The organism is Hymenobacter sp. M1-2, from assembly GCF_057808495.1.
On sequence record NZ_JBTYZO010000021.1, the window covers coordinates 39848 to 63351 of the forward strand.

The following is a 23504-nucleotide window of genomic DNA, read 5'->3' on the forward strand; positions in this document are numbered from 1 at the left end:
CATGGAAGCAACCGCTAAACTCCGCAACGTCCCCACCTCGCCGCGCAAAATGCGCTTGGTGGCCGACATGGTTCGTGGTCAGAAAGTGACCCGCGCGCTGGGCCTGCTGAAGTTCGAGGCTAACTCGGGCGCCGCCAGAATCGAGAAACTGCTCCTGTCGGCTCTGGCCAACTGGCAGCAGAAAAACGAGGATGAGCGCATTGAAGAAGCGAACCTATACATCAAGGCTATCTTCGTGGACGAAGGCCGCCAGCTGAAGCGTCTGCGCCCCGCCCCCCAGGGCCGTGGCCACCGCATCCGCAAGCGCAGCAACCACGTGACGCTGGTGATCGATTCGAAAGTAGAGCGCCTGGGCAGCAAAGCTGCTACCAAGCAAGCTGCTGAAACGAAACCCACCGAAGCAAGCGTTGAAGCCAAGCCGAAGACTCGTCGCAGCTTGGCTAAGAAATCCACTGAAACCACGGCAGAAGCCACCGCATAAGCACTATGGGACAGAAAGTAAATCCGGTTGGCTTCCGTCTGGGCGTCATTAAAGGATGGGACTCGAACTGGTACGGCGGCAAGGACTTTGCCGACAAGCTGGTGGAGGACGAAAAGATCCGCAAATACATCATGGCTCGTATCCCGAAGGGTGGCATTAGCCGCATCGTGATCGAGCGTACGCTGAAGCGCATCACCATCACCATCAACACGGCTCGTCCGGGTGTGGTAATTGGTAAAGGTGGCGCCGAGGTTGATAAGATCAAGGACGAGCTGAAGCAGATTACCAGCAAAGACGTTCAGATCAACATCTTCGAAATCAAGCGTCCAGAACTCGACGCCAAGCTGGTAGGTGAGAGCATCGCTCAGCAGCTGCAGGCCCGTATTTCGTTCCGCCGCGCCATGAAGATGTCCATTCAGGCTGCTATCCGCGTGGGTGCCGAAGGCATCAAGATTCAGTGCGGTGGCCGTTTGGGTGGTGCTGAAATTGCCCGTTCCGAGCAATACAAAGAAGGCCGCACCCCGCTGCACACCCTGCGCGCTGACATTGACTATGCACTGTCGGAAGCTCAGACCGTGTATGGCAAGATCGGCATCAAAGTGTGGATCATGCGCGGTGAAGTATTCGGCAAGCCCGACCTGTCGCCCAACCAAGTTCCTGCCAACCAAGGCAACGACACCCGTGGTGGTAGCGACCGTGGCCCGCGCGGTGAGCGTGGTGACCGGGGCGGCGACCGTGGCCCGCGTCGGGACCGCAACGACCGTGGTGGTGAAAACCGCGGTGGCGGCGATAACCGTGGCGGCCAAGGTGGTGGTCAGCGTCGTGGCGGTGGCGGCCCAGGTGGCCAGAACCGTGGCGGCCAAGGCGGTGGCGCTCCGCGTCGCTAGTCCTCTCTTTTCTTCAGAATTTCAATTTCAATAAATCATGTTACAACCGAAAAGGACCAAGTATCGCAAGATGCAAAAGGGTCGCGTAACAGGCCTCGCCTACCGCGGCAGCTCCATTGACTTCGGTTCGTTCGCTATCAAGTCGTTGGAAGTGGCTTGGATTACGGCTCGCCAAATTGAGGCTGCCCGTATTGCCATGACCCGCGCCATGAAACGCGAAGGGCAAGTATGGATCCGCATTTTCCCCGACAAGCCAATCACGAAGAAGCCTGCCGAGGTGCGGATGGGTAAAGGCAAAGGCTCGCCCGAGTATTGGGTAGCCTGCGTGAAGCCTGGCACTATCATGTTTGAGTCGGACGGCGTTTCGCTGGAAGTAGCGCAAGAGTCGCTGCGTCTGGCGGCGCAGAAGCTGCCGGTAAGGACTCAGTTTGTTGTTCGTCGCGACTACGTAGAAAGCAAGTAAGATGAAGAACGCCGAAATCCGTGCCCTTTCGCTGGAGGATCTGAAACAGCAAATCAACGCCGAAAAGACCAACGGCCAGACGTTGCGCTTCGCGCACGCCATCTCGCCGCTGGAAAACCCGATTCGCCTGAAGCAAAGCCGCAAGAATGTAGCCCGTCTGCTGACCGAGCTCACCCGTCGCGAGAAGGAGCAGGCAACTAACACTGCTAACTAACGATGGCAAGCAACGAAGAACAGCAGGCTACCTCCGCCGTTGAGCGGAATCTGCGCAAAGAAATCATCGGGCGCGTTTCCTCCTCCAAGATGGATAAGTCCATCACGGTGATTGTGGAAAGCAAAATGAAACACCCGATCTACGGCAAGTTCGTTACCAAGTCGACCAAGTTCATGGCTCACGACGAGAACAACGAATGCGGCGAAGGGGATACGGTTCGCATCATGTCGACCCGCCCTCTGAGCAAGAACAAGCGGTGGAGACTGGTAGAAATTGTAGAACGCGCCAAGTAAGATGATACAGCAAGAATCCCGTCTGACCGTCGCTGATAATAGCGGCGCCAAAGAAGTTCTGTGCATTCGTGTCCTCGGTGGCACGGGCAAGAAATACGCCAGCGTTGGCGACAAGATTGTAGTAGCCATCAAGTCGGCTATTCCTTCCGGCAACGCTAAAAAAGGCACTGTATCGAAAGCAGTTGTGGTTCGCACGAAGAAGGAAGTACGTCGTAAGGACGGCTCTTACATTCGTTTCGACGACAACGCCGCCGTACTGCTCAACAATAACGACGAGCCCCGCGGTACCCGCATCTTCGGCCCCGTAGCCCGCGAGCTGCGCGAGAAGCAGTTCATGAAGATCGTTTCGCTGGCTCCTGAAGTTCTCTAAGCAATGGCAACGAAAACGAAAGCAGCACCCGCGAAACTGCACGTGAAAACTGGCGACACCGTTCTGGTGATTGCTGGCGACGAGAAAGGCAAATCCGGCGTTATCAAGTCGGTGAACCGCTCGACGCAGCGCGTTATCGTGGAAGGCCTCAACCTGGTGACCAAGCACAACAAACCCAGTGCGAAGAACCCCCAGGGCGGCATCACCAAGATCGAAGCTGGCATACACGTGAGCAACGTGAAGGCAATTGACTCGAAAAACGCCTAACCCGGTACGACGACAATGGCTCGACTCAAAGAGAAATACAACAAAGAAGTGGTGCCGGTGCTCCAGGAGAAATTCCAGTTCAAGAGCATCATGCAGGTACCACGTATCACCAAGATCTGCATCAACCGCGGTATTGGTGCGGCCGTAGCTGACAAGAAGCTGGTTGACAACGGGGTGGACGAACTGACGACCATCACCGGTCAGAAAGCCGTTGCTACCATTGCCAAGCGTTCGGTCTCGAACTTCAAACTGCGTGAGGGCATGCCCATCGGCGCCCGCGTTACCCTGCGTGGGGAGCGGATGTACGAGTTCATGGACCGTCTGCTGACGGTGGCCCTGCCCCGCGTACGTGACTTCAAAGGCATCAACGACAAAGGCTTCGACGGCCGGGGTAACTATACCCTTGGCGTGAAAGAGCAAATCATCTTCCCCGAGATTTCGATTGACAAAATCAAGTCGATTTCGGGTATGGACATTACCTTCGTGACGACGGCCGAAAACGATGAGCAGAGCTACGAGCTCCTCAAAGCTTTCGGGATGCCGTTCGCTAACGCCAAGAAACAAGACTAATGGCTAAGGAATCCGCTAAAGCAAGAGCCCGCAAGCGCATCGCTACGGTTGCTCGCTACGCTGAGAAGCGCAAAGCGCTGAAAGCTGCCGGCGACTACGAAGCGCTGGACAAACTGCCCCGCGACGCTTCGCCCGTGCGTTTGCACAACCGGGACATGATTGACGGCCGCCCTCGTGGTTATATGCGTAAGTTCGGCATCAGCCGGGTACGCTTCCGCGAAATGGCGCTGGCTGGCAAAATCCCCGGCGTAACGAAGTCGAGCTGGTAGTTCGACGGGTTGCCGGGTAGCAATAGCTACTTTGGTAACAGTACTTGGCAGGTTGCCGAGAGAAACCATTGGCCGCATTCGAGTCAAGAAGTCTTAAACGAAAATTTCGCTGCCGCGTTTCTGCGGCGGCGAAATTTTCATATCTTTGCGGCTCCCTAAAAAAGGGTGGCGCTTTTACTAAGTCACATGAACACAGATCCAATTGCTGACTACCTGACCCGGGTACGCAATGCCATCAAGGCAAATCACCGGGTAGTGGAAATCCCGGCCAGCAACATCAAGAAGGAAATCACGAAGGTGCTCTACAAGAAGGGCTACATTCAGAGCTACCGTTTTGATGATGCCGCGGTACAAGGCACGATTAAGATTGCGCTGAAGTACAACCCGGTTACCAAACAACCGGCTATTACGAAACTGGAGCGCGTAAGCACGCCAGGTTTGCGCCAGTACGCTCACGTAGAAAACCTGCCCCGGGTTCTGAGTGGCTTGGGTGTTGCCATCCTTTCCACTTCGAAAGGTGTGATGACGGAGAAAGAGGCGAAAGCTGAAAACGTGGGCGGCGAAGTGCTGTGCTACGTCTACTAATCTGAGAAGAAAACGAGACTATGTCACGCATTGGTAAACTGCCTATCAGCCTGCCCGCCAACGTGCAGGTTGAAGTGAGCAACGAAAACACGGTAACCGTGAAGGGCCCTAAAGGCACCCTGGTGGTTCCAGTGGACCGCGACATTACCGTAGCGACCGAAAACGGCCAGCTGGTAGTGAATCGCCCAACCGAGCAAAAGCGCCACAAAGCCATGCACGGCCTCTACCGCTCGCTGCTGAACAACGCCGTGAACGGTGTTAGCAACGGGTTGGAAGAGAAGCTGGAGCTGGTGGGTGTAGGTTACAAAGCCGCTATGGCTGGTACTACCCTGGAACTGTCGCTGGGTTACTCGCACAATATCTTCCTGGCGTTGCCGAAGGAAGTAACGGCTACGGCGGTAACTGAGAAGGGTAAGAACCCCATCGTTACGCTGACCAGCATTGACAAGCAACTGCTTGGCCAGGTAGCGGCCAAGATTCGCTCGCTGCGTAAAGTTGAGCCTTACAAAGGCAAAGGCGTACGCTTCGTGGGTGAGCAAATTCGTCGTAAGGCTGGTAAAACGGCTTCGAAATAACATTGCATCATGGCTTTCGATAAAGCAACTAGAAGAAAACGGATCCAGCGCATCATCCGCACTAAGGTGTCTGGCACGTCCGAGCGTCCGCGTTTGTCGGTGTTTCGCAGCAATACGGGCATCTATGCTCAGATTATTGACGACACTACTGGCCACACGTTGGCGTCTGCTTCCTCGAAGCACGTTTCGGTGGATGGGGGCAACGGAATCGCCCTCGCTGCCGCAGTCGGCAAAGAAATTGCCGCCCGTGCTACAGGAAAAGGAATTTCGAAAGTGGTATTTGACCGTTCCGGTTATCTCTACCACGGCCGCGTAAAATCATTGGCAGAAGGAGCCCGCGAAGGCGGCCTCAATTTCTAATACATCATGGCAGAATTCAATAACAACAACCGTGGTGGTGGCAATGACCGGGGCGGCAATGACCGCCGCGGAGGCGGCAACGACCGTCGCGGCAATGACCGTAACGCGGAGCAGTCGCGCACCGGCGACTCTGATCTGAAAGAGAAAGTAGTTGCTATCAACCGCGTAGCCAAAGTAGTGAAAGGCGGTCGCCGCTTCAGCTTCTCAGCTATCGTAGTAGTAGGTGACGGCAACGGCACCGTAGGTTACGGCCTCGGCAAAGCCAACGAAGTAACCGACGCCATTGCGAAAGGCATTGACGACGCAAAGAAGAACTTGGTGAAGGTGCCGCTCTACAAGCACACTGTTCCTCACCTGATGGAGGGCAAGTACTCTGGTGGTTTCGTGCTCGTGCAGCCCGCTGCGGCTGGTACTGGTGTAATTGCTGGTGGTGCTATGCGCGCCGTGTTTGAAAGCGCTGGTATCAAGGATGTGCTTGCTAAATCTAAAGGCTCGTCGAACCCTCACAACGTGGTGAAGGCTACCTTCGACGCGCTGCTGAAAATGCGTGACCCAATGCAAATTGCTCAGGCTCGCGGCATCACCCTCGCTCAAGTATTTAACGGTTAAGAGACGATGGCGCAGATCCAAATCAAACTCGTGAAAAGCGTTATCGACCGCCCCGAGCGGCAGAAGCGCACTGTAAAGGCCCTGGGCCTCGGCAAGATCGGCAGCAGCAAGGCGGTGGAAAACACTCCGCAAATAGCTGGTATGGTGAATGCCGTGAAGCACCTGTTGGAAGTAACCGAACTCTAGGAATCTCCCGAAAATGAATCTCAGCAATCTCAAGCCCGCCGTTGGTGCTACCCGCAATGAGAAGCGGATAGGCCGTGGTACGGGTTCCGGCCGTGGTGGCACCTCAACGCGTGGCCACAAAGGTGCCAAGTCCCGTTCGGGTTACTCCAAGAAGTCTGGTTTTGAAGGCGGCCAAATGCCCCTGCAGCGCCGGGTGCCGAAGTTCGGCTTCAAAAACATCAACCGGGTGGAATACAAGGCCGTCAACTTAGACGTGCTTGCTGGTCTGACGGAAGATGGCGCTACTACGATGCTGGACGGCGCATTCTTCGTGAGTGCAGGCCTGGCTTCGAAGAACGCCAAAATTAAAGTTCTGGGCCGCGGTGAAATCACCAAAGCTTTGGAAGTACACGCCCATGCTTTCTCGAAGTCGGCTATTGAAGCTATCGAAAAAGCAGGTGGTAAAGCCGTGACTCTCTAAGCCCGCCAGGCAATGAACAAGTTCATCACCACGATCAAGAACATTTTTGCAATTGAAGATCTGCGCACGCGGATCTTCAATACGCTTTTCTTCATTGCCATCTACCGGCTGGGTTCTTACGTGGTGCTACCAGGCGTCGATGCTTCTCGCTTGAAGACTGGCGGTGCTTCGGGAGTGTTTGGTATTTTGGATACGCTGCTCGGCGGCGCTTTCAGCCACGCTTCCATCTTTGCGTTGGGTATTATGCCCTACATCTCGGCTTCCATCGTGTTGCAGCTGCTCACGATTGCCGTACCGTATTTTCAGAAACTCCAGAAGGAGGGAGAATCGGGCAGAAAGAAGATCAACCAGTACACGCGCATCCTCACCATCCCCATCGTGATGGCGCAGTCGGTGGGATTCATTTCGACCATCAACGCCGAGGCAATTACTAGCCCGGGTACTTTGTTCACCATCACCACGATGGTGATTATCACTGCTGGAACATTGTTCTGTATGTGGTTAGGTGAAAAAATTACCGACAAAGGCATTGGTAACGGTATATCCATGATCATTATGATCGGGATTGTATCACGGCTACCTGGTGCCATTATTGGTGAGGCAGCCGCTAAAGGGATGCGTGGTTCGCTGATTTTTATAATTGAGCTAGCCGTTCTCTTCCTTGTGATTATGGCTGTTATCGTGCTGACGCAAGCTGTACGCCGGATTCCGGTACAATACGCAAAGCAAGTAGGTAGCACCGCCCAATTGAATGCCCAGCGCCAGTTCATCCCGATGAAGGTGAATGCTGCCGGGGTTATGCCCATCATCTTCGCCCAATCGTTGATGTTCTTGCCGGCAATCCTCGCGTCGGTATGGCAAAGTGATAGTGACGTGGCTAGCTATATTGGAGTGAAGTTTTCCGACTACACTTCGTGGCAGTACAACGTGATGTTCGCTACGCTCATCATTGTATTCACGTATTTCTACACTGCCATTAGCGTCAACCCCAACCAGATTGCGGACGACCTAAAGCGCAGCGGTGGTTTCGTGCCTGGCGTAAAGCCTGGTCGCGATACGTCGGAGCACATTGACGAGATTTTGACGCGTATCACCTTACCTGGTGCAGTTGCTCTGGCATTGATTGCCATTTTTCCGTCGCTCGCGCTGCTGGCTAACGTAACCCGTCCGTTCTCGGCCTTCTACGGTGGTACTTCGCTCATCATTATGGTGGGTGTGGTGTTGGACACGCTCAACCAAGTAGAAAGCTACCTGCTGATGCGCCACTATGATGGCATGATGAAAACCGGTAAGGTTCGCGGACGCTCTCAGAACATTGCGATGGCCTCGTAAGCAGTCATGATTGTTTACAAGACCGAAGAGGAAATAGAACTCATGCGGGCCAGTGCGAAAGTGCTGGCTCAAGCGCACGGCGAAGTTGCCAGCATGATTCAGGAAGGAGTTGCAACGCGAGAGCTGGATAAGCGCGCGGAGGAATTCATCCGGGATCATGGCGCTACTCCTGCTTTCAAAGGAGTGCCGTGCTCTACCAAAGGCTACCCAGATTTTCCGGGTAGCCTTTGCATCTCACTCAATGCAGAAGTAGTCCACGGGTTTCCCGGCGACTACACTCTGAAGAGCGGTGATATTGTCTCGATTGACTGTGGTGTTTTGCTCAACGGTTATCATTCGGACAGCGCCTACACCTATCCAATCGGGGAGGTGGCACCTGAAGTATTAAAGCTTCTGGAGGAAACCAAAAAGTCGTTGTATCTCGGTATTGAGAAAGCAGTGGCTGGCAACCGGATGGGCGACATCGGCTTTGCCATTCAGAGCCACGTTGAAAAGCAGGGTTACGGAGTGGTGAGGGAACTAGTCGGCCACGGGATTGGTAAGAACCTGCACGAGCGGCCGGAGGTACCTAACTACGGTAAGCGTGGGGCTGGTATCAAGCTGCAAACTGGGCTGACCCTGGCCATTGAGCCGATGGTGAACCTGGGTACGAAGAACGTGGTGCAAGAAAAGGATGGTTGGACTATCCGCACCAAAGACTTCAAACCTTCGGCTCATTTTGAGCACACAGTGGTAGTACGAAAAGACAAGGCGGAAATTCTCACCTCCTTTGAATACATAGAAAAAGCCTTACAGTAGCCTTATGGCCAAACAAACTTCCATTGAGCAGGACGGAGTCATCCTGGAAGCCCTTTCCAACGCCATGTTCCGCGTGGAGCTGGAGAACGGTCACCAGCTGATTGCCCACATTTCGGGCAAGATGCGGATGCACTACATCAAGATTCTGCCGGGAGATAAGGTAAAGTTGGAAATGTCGCCCTACGATCTGTCGAAGGGACGAATTGTGTACCGTTACAAATAACCCGACGACATGAAAGTCAAAGCATCCGTCAAGAAGCGTAGCGTTGATTGCAAAATCATCCGCCGCAAAGGCAAGCTCTACGTCATCAACAAAAAGAACCCGCGCTACAAGCAGCGTCAAGGGTAGTAGCACCAGACTTTTTACAAAAGCACATGGCTCGTATTGCAGGGGTAGATATCCCAGACAACAAGCGCGGCGAAATCGCGCTGACCTACATCTTCGGCATTGGTCGTGCCTCAGCCCAACAGATCCTTTCGAAAGCAGGTGTTGACCTGAACAAGAAAGTAAAAGACTGGACGGAAGCTGAAGCCGGCGAAATCCGCGGCGTGATTGCCGCCGAGTATAAGACCGAAGGTGTGCTGCGCTCAGAAGTGCAGCTGAACATCAAGCGCCTGATGGACATCGGTTGCTACCGGGGTCTGCGTCACCGCAAAGGTCTGCCGGTTCGTGGTCAGCGTACCAAGAACAACTCGCGTACCCGCAAGGGCAAGCGCAAGACCGTTGCTGGCAAGAAGAAGGCTACTAAATAACCCATAGCGGAAATCGGCGCTGCGTTTAATTAGTGATTAATAATTAAGAATGAGCAATTAACGGTTTAGGCCGTTGTTTGAATTCTTCATTACTAATTGTTAATCACTAATTAAGCGCGGCGCCAACACCTTCCGCAGTTTTTTGCGATAACCAAATGGCACAAAAAAGAAAAGACAAAGCCAAAAAGCGCGTTGTCGTTGTGGAGCCGGTAGGCCAGGTTCACATCAAGGCCTCGTTCAACAACATCATCATCTCCATCACCAACAACAACGGCCAGGTTATTTCCTGGGCTTCGGCTGGTAAGATGGGGTTCCGCGGTTCCAAGAAGAACACGCCCTACGCCGCTCAGATGGCTGCTACCGACTGCGGTAAAGTAGCCCACGATCTGGGCATGCGCAAAGCGGAGGTGTTCGTGAAAGGTCCGGGCGCAGGCCGTGAGTCGGCTATTCGTACGCTGGGTAACGTGGGTATTGAGGTAACGACCATTAAGGACGTGACGCCGCTGCCCCACAACGGCTGCCGTCCGCCCAAACGTCGTCGCGTTTAGTTATTGAACAGGCCGGTTCTGCTGGCCACCGGTGTCGGGTTTCTGATGCGCCTTTTCTCCCCTGCAAGGTGCGCCTCCGGAGCCCGACACGCGCGGTTCAACCCCCACAACACTCAACAACCCCGAAATGGCACGTTATACTGGTCCTAAAACCAAAATTGCCCGTCGCTTCAATGAGCCGATCTTCGGCCCGAGCAAGGCACTTACCAAGAAAGCATACCCCCCCGGCCAGCACGGCCGTGGCCGTCGTAAGAAACAAAGCGAATATGCTATTCAGTTGATGGAGAAGCAGAAAGTGAAGTACATGTACGGCGTACTGGAAAAGCAATTCGAAAACCTGTTCCACAAAGCGGCTACGCTGCCCGGCATCACCGGCGACAACCTGCTGGCTTTGCTGGAGTCGCGTCTCGACAACACGGTCTACCGTTTGGGCATTGCGCCTACGCGCCGGGCTGCTCGTCAGTTGGTATTGCACAAGCACATCACCGTAAATGGTGACGTAGTAAATATCGCTTCGTACAAACTCCGCGCTGGCGACGTTGTGGCCGTGCGTGAGAAGTCGAAGTCGCTGGAAGCTATCACTACGAGCCTGAGCGCCCGCAACGCCCGCGCTTTCTCGTGGCTGGAGTGGGACGGCAAAGAAATGGTGGGCAAGTTTATCAGCGCCCCTTCGCGTGAACTGATTCCGGAGAAAATCACGGAGCAGCTCATCGTCGAATTGTACTCGAAGTAATAATTGGAACGGTCCGGACGCCCGGCCCGTTTCTCTGCTTCGATTCATTTTTAATGCATTCAAGTATTGGGTATTAGGTCTTGGGACAACAAATGCTTGTCTTGCTTCCTAATACCTTTTACTCAATACTAACAAACCGCCCCACTTATGTCAATCTTAGCTTTTCAAATGCCGGAGAAGGTTGTGATGGAGAAATCCGACGACTTTTACGGAACGTTTGAATTTAAACCGCTGGAGAAAGGCTACGGCGTCACGATCGGCAACGCTCTGCGCCGCATCCTGCTGTCGTCGCTGGAGGGCTATGCCATCACGTCGGTTCGCACCAGCAGCGTACTGCACGAGTTCATGACCATCGAAGGTGTGATTGAGGACATGTCCGAAATCATCCTCAACCTGAAGCAAGTGCGCTTCAAAAAGGTGAGCGACGCCATCGAGGACAAAATCACGGTTCGCGTTAAAGGCCAGGAAACCTTCACAGCCGGTGACATCAGCAAGTTCACCAACGGTTTCCAGGTGCTGAACCCGGACCTGGTGATTTGCCACGTGGACGCCAGCACCGAGTTGGAATTCGAGTTTACGATCCAGAAAGGCCGGGGCTATGTTCCTGCTGAGGAGAATAAGCCCGTAGACCAAGTATTCGGGCAAATTGCCATCGACGCCATCTTCACGCCGATTAAGAACGTGAAGTACAGCATCGAAAACACCCGCGTAGAACAGAAAACCGACTACGAGAAGCTCCTCATCGAGATTCACACCGACGGCTCTATTCACCCGGAGGACGCGCTGAAAGGGGCGGCCAACATCCTGATCCAGCACTTTATGCTGTTCTCGGACAGCACCATGACCTTCGAAACGGCGAAAGCCGAAGAAGAGGAGACCGTGGACGAGGAAACGCTGCACATGCGCAAGGTGCTGAAGACGCCGCTGGCGGATATGGACCTGAGCGTGCGCGCGTACAACTGCCTCAAAGCAGCCGACATCAAAACCCTCGGTGACCTGGTGCAGCTCGACATGGCCGACATGATGAAGTTCCGCAACTTCGGTAAGAAGTCGTTGACGGAGCTGGAAAACCTCGTGGAGGAAAAAGGTCTGAACTTCGGTATGGACCTGAGCAAGTACAAGCTCGACGAAGAATAGTATTGATGTGCTGATTATTTGATGTGCTAATGTGCTGATTTTCCGATCAACTCATCAGCACATTAACCAATCAGCACATTAGCACATTAAACAATCAGCACATCAAAAAACATTCACTAGTGAGCCCTATGGGGCGACGGTTCTAATGAGAGGGCAGCATATGAATCTGCTTTCCGCCGTGGTCGTCGTCCGCAAGCTCACACTTTCTTCTTTTTATGCGTCACGGTAAAACCATCAACCACCTCGGTCGTACGACCTCGCACCGCAACGCCATGCTCGCTAACATGGCCTCGTCGCTGATCCTGCACAAGCGCGTAACCACGACGGTTGCAAAAGCCAAAGCTCTGCGCAAGTTTGTAGAGCCCCTACTCACCAAATCCAAGAACGACACGACGCACTCGCGCCGCTTGGTGTTCTCGGCTCTGGAAAACAAAGAAGTGCTGAAAGAGCTGTTTGGCGACGTAGCAGCGAAAATTGCTACTCGGCCCGGCGGCTACACCCGCATCATCAAGCTGAGCAATACTCGTTTGGGTGACAACGCGGAGATGTGCATCATTGAGCTGGTAGATTACAACGAAACCTTGCTCGAAGCGAAGACTGCTACCGAAGCGAAAGCTACTACTCGTCGCTCACGTGGCAAAAAGAAGGCTGTCGCTCCGGCAGCTGAAGCTGCTGCTCCAGCTGCTGCCGTAGCTCCGGCTGCCGTAGTGGAAACCGCCACTCCCGAAGATACCGCTACTACCACGGTAGAAGAAGGCGAGACGCGCGACGAATCTACAGCTGCTGACGAGGAAGCTGCTTCCTAAGCTGAGCAACTGCTGATAATTGGAAAGGGACGTGCCGCAAGGTGCGTCCCTTTTTTTGTGCATTTGCGGTTGGTGCCCATGGGTCGAAATGTTGGAGCTGAAAGGTCGGGGCTAATTTTTACCTTGCGGCGCAATGATGCACAAGGCCGTTGCTGGACTCCGCATTTTGTTCAACCCCATACTTTTCCTCATGAGCATTATCACCGAAATTCACGCCCGTCAGATTTTTGATTCGCGCGGCAACCCGACTGTGGAAGTGGACGTGACCACCGACAGTGGCACCGTGGGCCGCGCGGCCGTGCCTTCGGGCGCCAGCACCGGCAAGCACGAAGCCGTGGAACTGCGCGACGACGACAAGAGCAAGTACATGGGCAAAGGCGTGCTGCAAGCGGTGGAAAACGTGAACAGCAAAATCGCCGAAGAGCTGATTGGATTCTCGGTGTTTGAGCAAGGCTTGCTCGACCGGATCATGCTAGAGCTAGATGGCACGCCCAACAAAGCCAACCTCGGCGCCAACGCCATTCTGGGTGCTTCATTGGCTATTGCCCGCGCGGCAGCGCAGGAAGTGGGGATGCCGCTCTACCGCTACGTGGGTGGCGTGAATGCTACCACGCTGCCCGTGCCCATGATGAACATTCTAAACGGCGGCTCACATGCCGACAACAGCATCGACTTCCAGGAATTCATGATTATGCCGGTGGGTGCTACTTCGTTTTCGGAGGCGTTGCGCTGGGGCACGGAGATTTTTCACCACCTCAAAAACGTGCTCAAAAAGCAAGGCCTGAGCACCAACGTAGGCGACGAAGGCGGGTTTGCACCCAACATCAAATCCAACGAGGACGCCATTAAAGTGGTGTTGCAAGCCATTGAAACGGCGGGCTACCGTCCGGGCGAGGATGTGATGATTGCGATGGACGCCGCGGTATCGGAGTTTTACGAGGATGGCGTGTACCACTTTAAGAAGAGCACCGGCGACAAGCTGACCTCTTCGGAAATGGCTAGCTATTGGAGCGACTGGGTGAGTAAGTACCCCATCATTAGCATTGAAGATGGCATGGCCGAAGATGACTGGGCGGGCTGGAAGCAGCACACCGAAAGCCTCGGCAACAAGATTCAGCTGGTGGGCGATGACCTGTTCGTAACCAATGTGAACCGCCTACAGCGCGGCATTGATGAGCAGATTGCCAATGCCATTCTCATCAAAGTAAACCAGATTGGCACGCTCACCGAAACCATCGACGCTATCAACCTGGGCCGCCGCCACGGCTACAAGAGCATCATGAGCCACCGTTCGGGCGAGACGGAGGATAACACCATTGCTGACTTGGCAGTTGCTCTGAATACTGGTCAGATCAAAACTGGCTCGGCTTCACGTTCTGACCGGATGTCGAAGTACAACCAATTGCTTCGTATAGAGGAGGAGCTAGGCGAGGTAGCCTATTTCCCTGGCAAGAAAATGTAGCCTAGGCTTTCTCCTGTGGCACGAACCACAAAAAGCCCGACCGATACTGCATCGGTCGGGCTTTTGTGCAAGATGGGTTGATTCAAAGAAATGACGAAGAGCACAGGCAACAGTTCTTATCTTTGGCTATGCAACTCTCCGACCTGCTGGCGCGCGTGCCGCGTTTCTTGCGCAGCTTCTACTTCTATACCGGGCTGAGCTTTCTGGTTTGGATGTTTGTGTTCGATGCCAACGACTTCGTGAAGCAATACGACATGTACGCGAAGTGGCAGGAACTGCAAACAGAGAAGCAGTACTACCTCGATAATATTGAAGTGGTGAAAAAGGAGCGAGCCGAGCTGTTGAGCAGCCCGGAACTGCTGGAGAAGTTTGCCCGCGAAAAGTACATCATGAAGCGCCCCGGAGAAGACGTGTTCGTGCTGGTGCCGCAGCAGGAGAAGTAGGGAGAGGCTCTTCTCGCCCAGCTCATCTATGGCGCTGAATTTGTCGTAGGCAGGCTATGAAGCAAACAGCAGAGAGAAAAGGAAGGCGGATTCATACTGCTGCCTGTCGTTTTGGGCTATTCATCTTATTGATGATCCTGCCCCTGCTAGCTACGCCCAGTGCCGGTCCGCCCTCACAGATTCAGGTGGCGCGGCGGTTTCTGCTGGCGGTGCTAAGTGGGGAGTTTCCGGCGGCGTATGCGCTGCTGGCGCCCGAAGTCAGCCAGGCCGTAACGCCGCAACGGTTCCGAGAAGCAGCATTGCCGCTCTACGAGCAAGGCCAACGCCACGGCTCCACCATCGACCTGTACAAGCTAGGCTACCGGATCAGTGACAATAACACGACGCGCTCTTTCGTAGCTTTCATGTTCCGCAGTGATACCCTCGCCAAGCTCCCTAAGGTGCAGTTAGACGTCACGTTCCGCGACAGTACGGCGCGGCAGATTCTGAGCTTCGGACTAGTGCCGGCCCCGCAACGGCAGAAGTAGTGAGAAGTCAGATCCTAGCTTACGTGTTTTATGGGGCAGCCTTTACCCGACTGCTCTCAACCAGCGAGGCCAGCGCAAGCTTCGGCGGGGCGGCACGTCTATATCACCTCGATAGGTGCCGCCCCGCCGGGGCTCGTCTCCCCTTTACCACTATTGTACTACCGATATGTCGCCCCGCTGGGGCTTGCAGCTTGGTAAGCTTGGTAGCTTATGGTAGCTGTTCTTAGCCCGGCCAGGAGATTTTGCCCATGCTTACGGCGGGTACCCGCTGCCGCCCGGCCCCGATGGATATGGGTTGGCCAGCTACGGCTTCATTGGCCAGGATGGCAAACAAAATAGCCTCTTTGGCATCCGGTAGCACACCCAGTTCCTCGGTAGTAGCGAAGCGGCAGCCGGGCAAGTGCCGTTGTAAAGCCGCCTGCAACGCCGGGTTGTGGGCGCCGCCGCCGCTGGCATATACTGCTAGTGTTGGGCGGACGCCGAATGCCTGCGTGGCGGCGCGGGCTACGCCTACCGCACTCAGCTCCGTGAGCGTAGCCAATGTGTCTTCCAAGCCTAATGCAACAGTGCCGCTGCGCTCCTGGGCCTGCCGTAGATAGTCGGGGCCGAACAGCTCGGGGCCGGTGGTTTTGGGAAGCGGCGCAGCAAAGAAAGGGTGCTCCAGCAACGCCGCTAATAAGCCCGCGTGGATTTGGCCGGCGGCGGCCAAGCGGCCGTCTTCGTCGTAGGCTAGGTGCGGGCGATGGGCGCGTACGGTGGCGTCGAGCAGAGTATTACCGGGGCCGGTGTCGGTGCTGAAGGCGGTGCTGGCGTCTTGGCCGGCGCGGGGGAGGTAGGTGAAGTTGGCAATGCCGCCGAGGTTGAGCAGAAGCCGTTCTTCCTCGGGGCTGCTGAGCAGCAGATAGTCGCCGTAGGCCGCTAGCGGAGCCCCTTCGCCGCCGGCGGCAATGTGCTTCTGGCGGAAGTCGCTGAGCGTGATGATGCCGGTGCGTACCGCTACATGGTCGCCGTCGCCGAGTTGTAGCGTGGCGTTGAGGGCGAAGTCGGGGTGCTGGTGTTGGTGCTGCGGGGCGTGGTAGACGGTTTGGCCGTGGCTGGCAATGAGGTCTACTTCGGCGGGTGGAATTTGCCACTGGCGTAGGCACTCCAGTATCATATCCGCGTGCAGCAGACCTAGCCACGGATGAAGCAGCGTCAGATATTCCAGCCGAATCTGCCCGCTGGCCCCGCCCGCGAATACCTGCCGGATGCGTCGGCGCACGTCGTCGGAGTAGGGCACGGTGGCAAACTGCTCCAACTCCAGGCGCGTGCCTGGCCCGTGCCCGTGCAGCCGGCACAGCGCCACATCCAAGCCATCCAGTGAAGTACCCGACATCAGCCCAATAATGCGCCGGCTCGGCTGCTGGGCAATCTGGTAGAGGCGGGCGAGGTGAGGGTTCATTTTTTGATGTGCTGATTTTTTGATGTGCTTATGTGCTTATGTGCTGATGGGTTGATGTGCTGATTGTAAATGTAGAGCTTACGAAAGCAGCTGCGTGTAATCAAACTTGGCTCGCAGTCCTGGTTTGATTGCACGCAGTTGAAAAGCTTGCTTCAGAAACTGCTATGATCTAAGTGTGTAAGGCGTCCTTCATTACTAGCTGAACGGACGGATAGACACTCATTTTCTCCAAGGCAGCACATCAAAAAATGAATCAGCCCATCAACCCATCAGCACATCAAAAAATCAGCACATCAACCAATCTTCTTCCCCGTCATGGCCTGTTTGATGGAGATGTTCATGACGCGCTCGGCGTAGGGGCTGGTGAGGGCTTCCAATTCGTCCACGGCTTTGAGAATGGTGTCTTTGTCCTTGGTTTCGAGGGCTTCGCGCAGGTTTTGGGTGGCGGCGGCGGTTTGCGTGATTTCGTCTTCGGTGAGGTGCTGGTGGTTTTTATCCACGAAACGCTCCACTTGGTAGAGCATCTGCTCGGCCACGGTGCGGGCCTCAATCACCATGCGGGCCGCCACGTCTTCGCGGGCGTGGGTGAGCGAGTCCATCAGCATCTGCTCCACCTGTTCGTCGGTGAGGCCGTATTGGGGTTTAATTTCGACGGCCTGGCGAGTATTGGAGCGTAACTCTATGGCCTCTACCTTGAGAATACCGTCGGCATTTAGGATGAAGTTGACGTCCACTTTGGGCAGGCCGGCGGGCATGGCTGGAATGCCGCGCAAGTCAAACTCAGCCAGCTTGCGGTTTTCGCTCACTAAGTCCCGCTCGCCCTGGTAGACTGATATTTTCAGGTTCACCTGCCCGTCCACGCTCGTCGTGTACTGGCGGCCGGCTTTGGTGGGGATTTTCGAGTTGCGCGGAATGATGGGGTCCATCAAACCGCCCAGCGTTTCGATGCCGAGCGTGAGCGGCGTGACGTCGAGCAGCAGTACGTCGCGGCGGTTGCCGCCCAGAATGTCGGCCTGAATGGCGGCGCCGAGAGCCACAACCTCGTCGGGGTTGAGGGAATTGTTGGCGGGCTGCTGGAAAAATGCCGACACCGAATCGTAAACCAGCGGCACGCGGGTGGAGCCACCCACCAGCAGCACGGCGTCCAGGTCCTGGGGCGTGAGCTTGGCGTCGGCCAGCGCCTGCCGGCACGAAACCAAGGTGCGCTCCACCAGCGGGCCAGTCAGCTCGTTGAACTTGGTTTTGCTGAGCGGCAGCGTGGTGCCATTGAAATCGGCCTCGAACGTCTCGTGCTGGCTGAGATGCTTCTTGGCTTCTTCGGCCAGCAAACGAAGCTGCTGTTGCGCCTCGGGGTGCTCGAACAGCTGCGGACCCAGCTGGTAGTCGGTGGCCCAGTGCTCGTAGATGGCGTAGTCGATGTCATCGCCGCCGAGGTAGGTGTCGCCGTTGGTGCTGAGCACTTCGAAGATGCCTTGTTGAATGCGCAGGATACTGACGTCGAAGGTGCCGCCGCCGAGGTCGTATACGGCCACCGTTTTTTCTTCGTCGGGCGAGAGGCCGATGCCGTAGGCCAGCGCGGCGGCCGTGGGCTCGTTCACGATGCGCAACACTTCCAGCCCGGCGAGGCGGCCGGCATCACGCGTAGCTTGGCGCTGGGAATCATTGAAGTACGCTGGCACCGTGATGACGGCTTTGTTGACTGGTGTTTTGAGCGCGTGCTCAGCGCGGGCCCGCAGTTCCTTTAGAATCTCCGCCGACAGCTCGATAGGGGAGTAGAACTTCTCGCCCACCCGGATTTTCACCAGCCCTTCAGAATTGTCGTCGATGACCTTGTAGCCTAGCTCCCGGTCGTGTTCCCGCAGGTCCTTGTAGCTCTTGCCAAGCAGGCGCTTCACCGAGTAAATCGTGTTGGCAGAATCAGTGAGCAGGTACTGCTTGGCCTCGGTGCCGACGATAGGCGTTTCGCCGCCCGGCGGGAAGTGTACCACCGACGGCACGATGGTGCCGCGGCCCTGGTCGTTGATGGCGCGCGGTGCGCGGTTTTCCGGCTGGATGTAGGCGACGAGCGAATTAGTGGTGCCCAGGTCGATACCAACAATGATCTCTTCCTGTTGAATGCTGCCGGTGGATAGGTTGATTGCGACTTTGGCCATAGCGAGAAGACTGCGCGCCGGAGACGGCACGAGGTAAGCAAAACGGAGCCCGACGGCACTTTAACCAGGGCCCGCTGTGCAGGCGCAAAAATAGCGAAGAAATGCCGGGGGCATTGTTGAAGTGAGGCACGCCGTTTTTAGGCAAGGCTCAAACTAGAACATGTGCAAAATTTGGGGGTCCGCAATCCAAAAACGCTTGAGCTTACGTAGCTCCTGGAAAATTAGACTTATCTTCGACGCCTTAGGTTCAGCTTACTCGCTGCATTGAAGATATAGTCAGTTTGCCCCAAGAGTATTATATCGCCTCCAAAGCCGTCTTAAGTCAGACAGCTGTCCGTTTACCACCTTTTTGCAACGCACGGGTCTACTTTGAATTCCTGCCGATTTATCGGCGGGCTGGCTGCTTGTTTTTTTGACTTTTCCACTTTTAACCTTTCTTTTTATCATGGCGAAAACCATTACCCGTCCCATACTCTTGCTGGCAGCCGCCACTACCGCTGTGGTAGGGGCCGTGGCCTGGAGTGGACAAGGCACCAAACTGGAAGCATCCAGCCACCGCGAAGCCCCGCTCATCGCCGACGATCCGCTGGCCGACAACACCGACCTTTACGCCTTCCGTAGCCCGGACGACCCGACCAAAATCACCATCATTGCCAACTACATTCCGTTGGAACTGCCGCAGGGCGGGCCGAACTACAATACCTTCGGCGAGAACGTGCGCTACGAGATTCACGTGAAAAACAACGCCACTACCACCGGCGACGACATCACGTACCGTTTCACATTTTCGCGCGCCAACGAGGATGCCACCACGTTCTTTAATGTTCGGCTGGGCAAGCAAAACCTGAAAACCACCTATACCTGCGAAGTTATCCGCGGGGGCACTACCACTACGCTGGTTGCCAATGGCGTGGTGCCGCCACCAAATATTGGTCCCCGCTCCATTAATAGCGCCGCTGGTTTGAACAGCACCTACGAGGCGCTGATGACGGGCGCCATTGCTACTGCCGGCAACGCCAAAGTGTTCTGCGGACCTACCGATGATCCGTTCTTCGTGGATTTGGGTGGCATTTTCGATTTGGGCGGCGTACGCACAACGGCCACGGCCCGCGACGGCGTAGCGCGCAAAAACACCCACGCCATTGCCTTGCAGATTCCAATTGCTGACCTGCAAAAAGACGGTAAAACGGCTGCTCAAGCGGCTAATATTCTCGACCCCGACTTCGTGATTGGCGTGTGGGCTTCGGCCAGCCGCCCGGCTATGCGTACGCTCAACACCGACGGCACGCAAACGCACACCGGCAACTGGGTGCAGGTTTCGCGCCTCGGCATGCCGCTCACCAACGAAGTAATCGTGCCCATCGGCGGCAAGGACCGTTGGAACTCCCGGACCCCGTACAACGAGGAAGCCAGCACCGACGACTACCTCTCCAACCCTGAGCTGGGCCTGTACATGGCGGAGGGCATGGCCAACGGTACCCAGTACTACGGCGGCGCTGTACCAGGTCTGGCTGCACTGCGTATTCAGTCGAACTCGCTGCAAGCCTTTGACTTCCGCAACGGAGCTAATGGTGTTTCGGGCCTGACGCCCGCTCAGCGCGCTAACACTGTGTTTGCCGACCCAACCTTCGGGCCATACCTGCTGCGCGCCGGCAAGCCTCGCTCGGTTGATATTCTGCCCATCTTCCATACCGGCGTGCCCAACCTGCCGCCGTACCAACTGGCAACCGGCAAGCCAGCCCGCAACCCGTTGGCCGCTGGCAAGCCATTCATCAACAACTTCCTGCCCGTGCTCGGCGACATGCTGCGCCTGAACATGGCCGTGCCCGTGACGCCCCGCAACTCGGCGGACTTCAGCTCCGAAGGCCTGTTGGCCGCTGCCGTACTGGGCTTGACTGATGCGCGCTTCAATACCAACACCAACCTAGAGCCCATCCCGAACATGGATGGCTTCCCGAACGGCCGCCGCCTCGAAGACGACGTAACGCGCATTGAACTGCAAGCCGTGGGTGGCGCCGTACTGGCCGCCATTGGTTTGTGGTACGACGACTACACGGCTACGGCTACCAGCCCGCTGACCCCGCAACTGCTGGGTGTAGTAGGGTTCACGGCCGGCGTGCAAGCCAACGATACGACGTTCAAAGCGGCTTTCCCGTACGCTCAAACGCCTTGGAGCGGCACCACTGCCCAGCGCATTGCTTTGTCGCAGCGCAGCCCCACGGGCGGCCTAGGCTTGCAGCCTACTACCGTCGACAACTTCGTGGCTTTCCCCAATCCAGTAGTAGACCAAACCACGTTCAGCTATGAAGTAGGCACTCGTTCGTCGCTGACGCTGAAAATCACGGACCTGTCGGGCCGCGTGGTAGCTACGCCAATCCGCAACAAGGATTACCGTCCGGGTACCTACGAATACAAGTGGCGCATGCCTTCGGGCTCGGCGGCTGGTGTTTATGTAGCCACGCTGTCTAACGGCTCTACCGTGCTGCGGACCGTGCGCATCCTGCACCAACGCTAAACCATGACCACCCAGGCTTAAACCACCCGGATACTGCGTCTGGTCCCATTGGGCGCGGTGTTTGACTTTTGAGTAGCTTGATAGCCGGACCCGGGTGTGTCCGGCTATCTTTTGGGTGCTTACCCTACTTCGACGTTCTTCTCTCAACCCTGATTCCGTGCGTAAATACTTCTACCCCTTACTTCTGGTGAGTTTCTTGGCAGCAGTGGTGGCCCTGGTGGTCTTTCGCAAGCCCGAGCCGGTTCCTTCGCTCAAGCCCCGCCACGGCGACTTAGCGGCGGGCGGCGAGTGGGTGAACACCCAGCAAGCCGTGAGCGGCCTGCTGGCCCGCCTCCGCGAGAAGCCCGACGATACCAAATCCCAGCTGCTGCTGGCCCAGGCCTACATGCAGGAAGGCCGCGTAACCGGCGACCATCCGTATTACGATATGGCGGCCATGCAGCTACTGAATGAAGTGCTGCGCCGGGAGCCCGAAAACTTTGAGGCGCTGTGCTGCAAAGCCTCGCTCAGCCTCACCCAACACCATTTTTCCGAAGGACTGGCGCTGGCTGAACAAGCCGTGCAAATCAACCCCAGCAACGCCTTCGTGTACGGGCTGCTCTGCGATGCCAACGTGGAGCTAGGCCGCTACCCCGAAGCCGTCCGCATGGCCGACAAGATGAACACCGTACGGCCCGATCTGCGCGCTTATGCCCGCGTATCGTACCTGCGCGAGATTCACGGCGACTTGCCCGGCGCTATTGAGGCTATGGACATGGCCGTGAAAGCTGGATTCACCGGCCTGGAACAAACCGAATGGTCCCGCATCACGCTAGGCCATCTCTACGAAACCACCGGCGACCTAAACCGCGCCGAGCAACAATACCAAACTGCCCTGGCTGCCCGGCCCGGCTACGCGTACGCGCTGGCTGGCCTCGGCCGCGTAGCTAAAGCCCGCCGCGACTATCCGGCGGCCATCGCGCATTTCCAGAAGGCCCGCGCCACGGTGAAGGATTACGCCTTCGCCGACGAGCTGACCGACTTATACCGCCTCAACAACGAGCCCGCTAAGGCCGAAAAAATGGCGCAGGAAGCCATCGACATGCTCGCCAACGACGCCAAAGAAGCCGACGACAACGAGCAGATGGGCCACTACGCCGACCGGGAGCTGGCCTACGCCTACCTCAAAACCAAGGAACTAGACAAGGCCCTCGAACACGCCAACATCGAGTATGAGCGCCGCCCCGATAACATTGACGTGGAGGAAACGCTGGCCTGGGTGCATTACAAGCGCGGCGAATACGCGGATGCCGCCAAACTGATAGCCCGCGCCCGGCGCACCAATTCGCGCAACCCGACGGTGCTGTGCCGGGCGGGCCTTATTGCCATTAAAAACGGCCGCGCCGCTGAGGGGCAAGCCCTCATTCGGGAAGCAATGTCCATTAATCCTTACTTGAGCACCGAGCTAGCTGAGGAAGGTAAGCTGCTGCTGGCGGCTCGATAAGTATTTGCGAATTAGGTTGAAGCTGATGTTTGACTCTCCTGCCCGTCGCTACGTATTGCCGCTGCTCCTGCTGTTGCCGGGGCTGGCGGCGGCGCACGCGCTGGATGGAGTGGACGTGAGCAAACTCTCGCAGGCCGATGCTGTCCGGATTTACGTGCAGCTGGGCTTCGAGCACATTATTCCGAAGGGGCTCGACCATATTCTGTTCGTGCTGAGTATTTTCTTCCTGGAGCCCAAGCTTAAGCCGGTGCTGGTGCAGGCTACGGCTTTTACGGTGGCCCACTCCATCACGCTGGGGCTGGCCATGTACGGCCTGATTTCGCCGCCACCCGATATCGTGGAGCCTATCATTGCGCTTTCCATCCTGTTTGTGGCCATCGAAAACATCATGACCAGTCGGCTGAATCCGTGGCGCGTGGTAGTGGTGTTTGGGTTTGGGCTGATTCACGGAATGGGCTTTGCCAGCGTGCTGACTTCGCTAGGGCTCCCGCGCCGGCTGTTTCTGGAGTCACTGCTAGCCTTCAATGTGGGCGTGGAATTGGGCCAGGTGTCAGTGATTCTGCTGGCTTGGTTTCTGGTGGGGCGCTGGTTCGGCGAAAAGCCCTGGTACAAGCGCCGGATTGTGGTGCCCGCTTCCATCGCCATCGGCCTCGTAGCCGCCTACTGGACCGTAGAGCGCGTATTCTTCGCCTAAACCTGATGAACTGTTATCCTCAACAATGCGAGAAGTCGGAGCGCACCGCCGCTAGAAACCTCAAAGGTTGATTTCTCGCGCTGTCTATAA

30 protein-coding genes and 2 pseudogenes are annotated in these 23504 nt (G+C 56.2%); 30 read left to right on the forward strand and 2 right to left on the reverse strand.

Annotated elements, in window-relative coordinates; all coding sequences use genetic code 11:
• Nucleotide 1: 1 nt before the first annotated feature.
• The 27 genes and pseudogenes from rplV to ACYSMN_RS19065 all read left to right on the forward strand — a co-directional run.
• Nucleotides 2–364 (forward strand): annotated as a pseudogene (rplV, locus tag ACYSMN_RS18935) (50S ribosomal protein L22); the annotation flags it as partial.
• A 122-nt stretch (nt 365–486) separates the two neighbouring features.
• A complete protein-coding gene (gene rpsC, locus ACYSMN_RS18940; RefSeq protein ID WP_488925479.1) occupies nt 487–1368 on the forward strand; it encodes a 30S ribosomal protein S3 in 882 nt (293 codons plus the stop codon).
• A 37-nt stretch (nt 1369–1405) separates the two neighbouring features.
• A complete protein-coding gene (gene rplP, locus ACYSMN_RS18945) occupies nt 1406–1831 on the forward strand; it encodes a 50S ribosomal protein L16 (protein ID WP_488925480.1) in 426 nt (141 codons plus the stop codon).
• A 1-nt stretch (nt 1832) separates the two neighbouring features.
• Nucleotides 1833–2045 carry a 50S ribosomal protein L29 gene (rpmC, locus tag ACYSMN_RS18950; protein ID WP_488925481.1) on the forward strand — a complete coding sequence of 71 codons (213 nt, stop codon included), beginning with the start codon at nt 1833–1835 and terminating at the stop codon, nt 2043–2045.
• Nucleotides 2046–2047: 2 nt separating this feature from the next.
• Nucleotides 2048–2338 (forward strand): 30S ribosomal protein S17, encoded by a 291-nt coding sequence (rpsQ, locus tag ACYSMN_RS18955; RefSeq protein WP_488925482.1) that lies wholly within the window; start codon nt 2048–2050, stop codon nt 2336–2338.
• A 1-nt stretch (nt 2339) separates the two neighbouring features.
• On the forward strand, nt 2340–2708 hold the full coding sequence (rplN, locus tag ACYSMN_RS18960; protein WP_044003245.1) for a 50S ribosomal protein L14: 369 nt from the start codon (nt 2340–2342) through the stop codon (nt 2706–2708).
• 3 nt (nt 2709–2711) lie between these two features.
• Nucleotides 2712–2966: pseudogene (gene rplX / locus ACYSMN_RS18965) on the forward strand (50S ribosomal protein L24); the annotation flags it as partial.
• 24 nt (nt 2967–2990) lie between these two features.
• On the forward strand, nt 2991–3545 hold the full coding sequence (gene rplE, locus ACYSMN_RS18970; RefSeq protein WP_488925483.1) for a 50S ribosomal protein L5: 555 nt from the start codon (nt 2991–2993) through the stop codon (nt 3543–3545).
• The gene (gene rpsN, locus ACYSMN_RS18975) at nt 3545–3814 is read left to right on the forward strand and encodes a 30S ribosomal protein S14 (protein ID WP_488925484.1); all 270 of its coding nucleotides are present in this window, start codon (nt 3545–3547) and stop codon (nt 3812–3814) included. Before rplE ends, rpsN begins: the two co-directional genes overlap by 1 nt.
• A gap of 186 nt (nt 3815–4000) precedes the next feature.
• Nucleotides 4001–4399, forward strand: coding sequence for a 30S ribosomal protein S8 (gene rpsH, locus ACYSMN_RS18980; RefSeq protein ID WP_073281292.1), 399 nt, complete (start codon nt 4001–4003; stop codon nt 4397–4399).
• A gap of 20 nt (nt 4400–4419) precedes the next feature.
• Complete coding sequence (gene rplF, locus ACYSMN_RS18985; protein WP_488925485.1) at nt 4420–4974, forward strand: 50S ribosomal protein L6; 555 nt, start codon at nt 4420–4422, stop codon at nt 4972–4974.
• Nucleotides 4975–4983: 9 nt separating this feature from the next.
• Nucleotides 4984–5334: a 50S ribosomal protein L18 gene (rplR, locus tag ACYSMN_RS18990; RefSeq protein ID WP_488925486.1), complete on the forward strand. Its 351-nt coding sequence runs from the start codon at nt 4984–4986 to the stop codon at nt 5332–5334.
• A gap of 6 nt (nt 5335–5340) precedes the next feature.
• Nucleotides 5341–5943 (forward strand): 30S ribosomal protein S5, encoded by a 603-nt coding sequence (gene rpsE / locus ACYSMN_RS18995; protein WP_488925487.1) that lies wholly within the window; start codon nt 5341–5343, stop codon nt 5941–5943.
• Nucleotides 5944–5949: 6 nt separating this feature from the next.
• The gene (gene rpmD / locus ACYSMN_RS19000; RefSeq protein ID WP_264679985.1) at nt 5950–6129 is read left to right on the forward strand and encodes a 50S ribosomal protein L30; all 180 of its coding nucleotides are present in this window, start codon (nt 5950–5952) and stop codon (nt 6127–6129) included.
• 13 nt (nt 6130–6142) lie between these two features.
• Entirely contained in the window at nt 6143–6589 is a 447-nt protein-coding gene (gene rplO, locus ACYSMN_RS19005) for a 50S ribosomal protein L15 (protein ID WP_488925488.1), read from the forward strand.
• A gap of 12 nt (nt 6590–6601) precedes the next feature.
• On the forward strand, nt 6602–7921 hold the full coding sequence (gene secY, locus ACYSMN_RS19010) for a preprotein translocase subunit SecY (RefSeq protein WP_488925489.1): 1320 nt from the start codon (nt 6602–6604) through the stop codon (nt 7919–7921).
• 6 nt (nt 7922–7927) lie between these two features.
• A complete protein-coding gene (map, locus tag ACYSMN_RS19015; RefSeq protein ID WP_488925490.1) occupies nt 7928–8719 on the forward strand; it encodes a type I methionyl aminopeptidase in 792 nt (263 codons plus the stop codon).
• Between the two features lie 4 nt (nt 8720–8723).
• Nucleotides 8724–8942 (forward strand): translation initiation factor IF-1, encoded by a 219-nt coding sequence (gene infA, locus ACYSMN_RS19020; protein WP_022822146.1) that lies wholly within the window; start codon nt 8724–8726, stop codon nt 8940–8942.
• A 9-nt stretch (nt 8943–8951) separates the two neighbouring features.
• Complete coding sequence (gene rpmJ / locus ACYSMN_RS19025) at nt 8952–9068, forward strand: 50S ribosomal protein L36 (RefSeq protein ID WP_045688470.1); 117 nt, start codon at nt 8952–8954, stop codon at nt 9066–9068.
• A gap of 26 nt (nt 9069–9094) precedes the next feature.
• Nucleotides 9095–9472 carry a 30S ribosomal protein S13 gene (gene rpsM, locus ACYSMN_RS19030; protein WP_488925491.1) on the forward strand — a complete coding sequence of 126 codons (378 nt, stop codon included), beginning with the start codon at nt 9095–9097 and terminating at the stop codon, nt 9470–9472.
• 155 nt (nt 9473–9627) lie between these two features.
• On the forward strand, nt 9628–10020 hold the full coding sequence (rpsK, locus tag ACYSMN_RS19035) for a 30S ribosomal protein S11 (protein WP_022822149.1): 393 nt from the start codon (nt 9628–9630) through the stop codon (nt 10018–10020).
• 127 nt (nt 10021–10147) lie between these two features.
• Nucleotides 10148–10753, forward strand: coding sequence for a 30S ribosomal protein S4 (gene rpsD / locus ACYSMN_RS19040; RefSeq protein ID WP_488925492.1), 606 nt, complete (start codon nt 10148–10150; stop codon nt 10751–10753).
• Between the two features lie 147 nt (nt 10754–10900).
• Entirely contained in the window at nt 10901–11890 is a 990-nt protein-coding gene (locus tag ACYSMN_RS19045; RefSeq protein ID WP_488925493.1) for a DNA-directed RNA polymerase subunit alpha, read from the forward strand.
• A gap of 215 nt (nt 11891–12105) precedes the next feature.
• Complete coding sequence (gene rplQ, locus ACYSMN_RS19050; protein WP_488925494.1) at nt 12106–12696, forward strand: 50S ribosomal protein L17; 591 nt, start codon at nt 12106–12108, stop codon at nt 12694–12696.
• 190 nt (nt 12697–12886) lie between these two features.
• Nucleotides 12887–14158 (forward strand): phosphopyruvate hydratase, encoded by a 1272-nt coding sequence (eno, locus tag ACYSMN_RS19055; RefSeq protein WP_488925495.1) that lies wholly within the window; start codon nt 12887–12889, stop codon nt 14156–14158.
• Nucleotides 14159–14286: 128 nt separating this feature from the next.
• Complete coding sequence (locus ACYSMN_RS19060; RefSeq protein ID WP_488925496.1) at nt 14287–14601, forward strand: FtsB family cell division protein; 315 nt, start codon at nt 14287–14289, stop codon at nt 14599–14601.
• 131 nt (nt 14602–14732) lie between these two features.
• Nucleotides 14733–15128 (forward strand): hypothetical protein, encoded by a 396-nt coding sequence (locus tag ACYSMN_RS19065; protein ID WP_488925497.1) that lies wholly within the window; start codon nt 14733–14735, stop codon nt 15126–15128.
• Nucleotides 15129–15351: 223 nt separating this feature from the next.
• Here the strand turns inward: ACYSMN_RS19065 and ACYSMN_RS19070 are convergent, their stop codons facing one another.
• Both ACYSMN_RS19070 and hscA read right to left on the reverse strand, forming a co-directional pair.
• The gene (locus ACYSMN_RS19070) at nt 15352–16569 is read right to left on the reverse strand and encodes an anhydro-N-acetylmuramic acid kinase (RefSeq protein WP_488925498.1); all 1218 of its coding nucleotides are present in this window, start codon (nt 16567–16569) and stop codon (nt 15352–15354) included.
• 293 nt (nt 16570–16862) lie between these two features.
• Nucleotides 16863–18722 carry a Fe-S protein assembly chaperone HscA gene (hscA, locus tag ACYSMN_RS19075; RefSeq protein WP_488925499.1) on the reverse strand — a complete coding sequence of 620 codons (1860 nt, stop codon included), beginning with the start codon at nt 18720–18722 and terminating at the stop codon, nt 16863–16865.
• A 445-nt stretch (nt 18723–19167) separates the two neighbouring features.
• Here hscA and ACYSMN_RS19080 point away from each other — a divergent pair, with 445 nt between their 5' ends.
• The 3 genes from ACYSMN_RS19080 (at nt 19168) to ACYSMN_RS19090 (ending at nt 23414) form a co-directional block, all read left to right on the forward strand.
• A complete protein-coding gene (locus ACYSMN_RS19080; RefSeq protein ID WP_488925500.1) occupies nt 19168–21237 on the forward strand; it encodes a DUF4331 family protein in 2070 nt (689 codons plus the stop codon).
• 157 nt (nt 21238–21394) lie between these two features.
• Entirely contained in the window at nt 21395–22720 is a 1326-nt protein-coding gene (locus tag ACYSMN_RS19085; RefSeq protein WP_488925501.1) for a tetratricopeptide repeat protein, read from the forward strand.
• Nucleotides 22721–22745: 25 nt separating this feature from the next.
• Nucleotides 22746–23414, forward strand: a complete 669-nt coding sequence (locus ACYSMN_RS19090) for a HupE/UreJ family protein (RefSeq protein WP_488925502.1) — start codon at nt 22746–22748, stop codon at nt 23412–23414.
• The last annotated feature ends 90 nt before the right edge of the window (nt 23415–23504 follow it).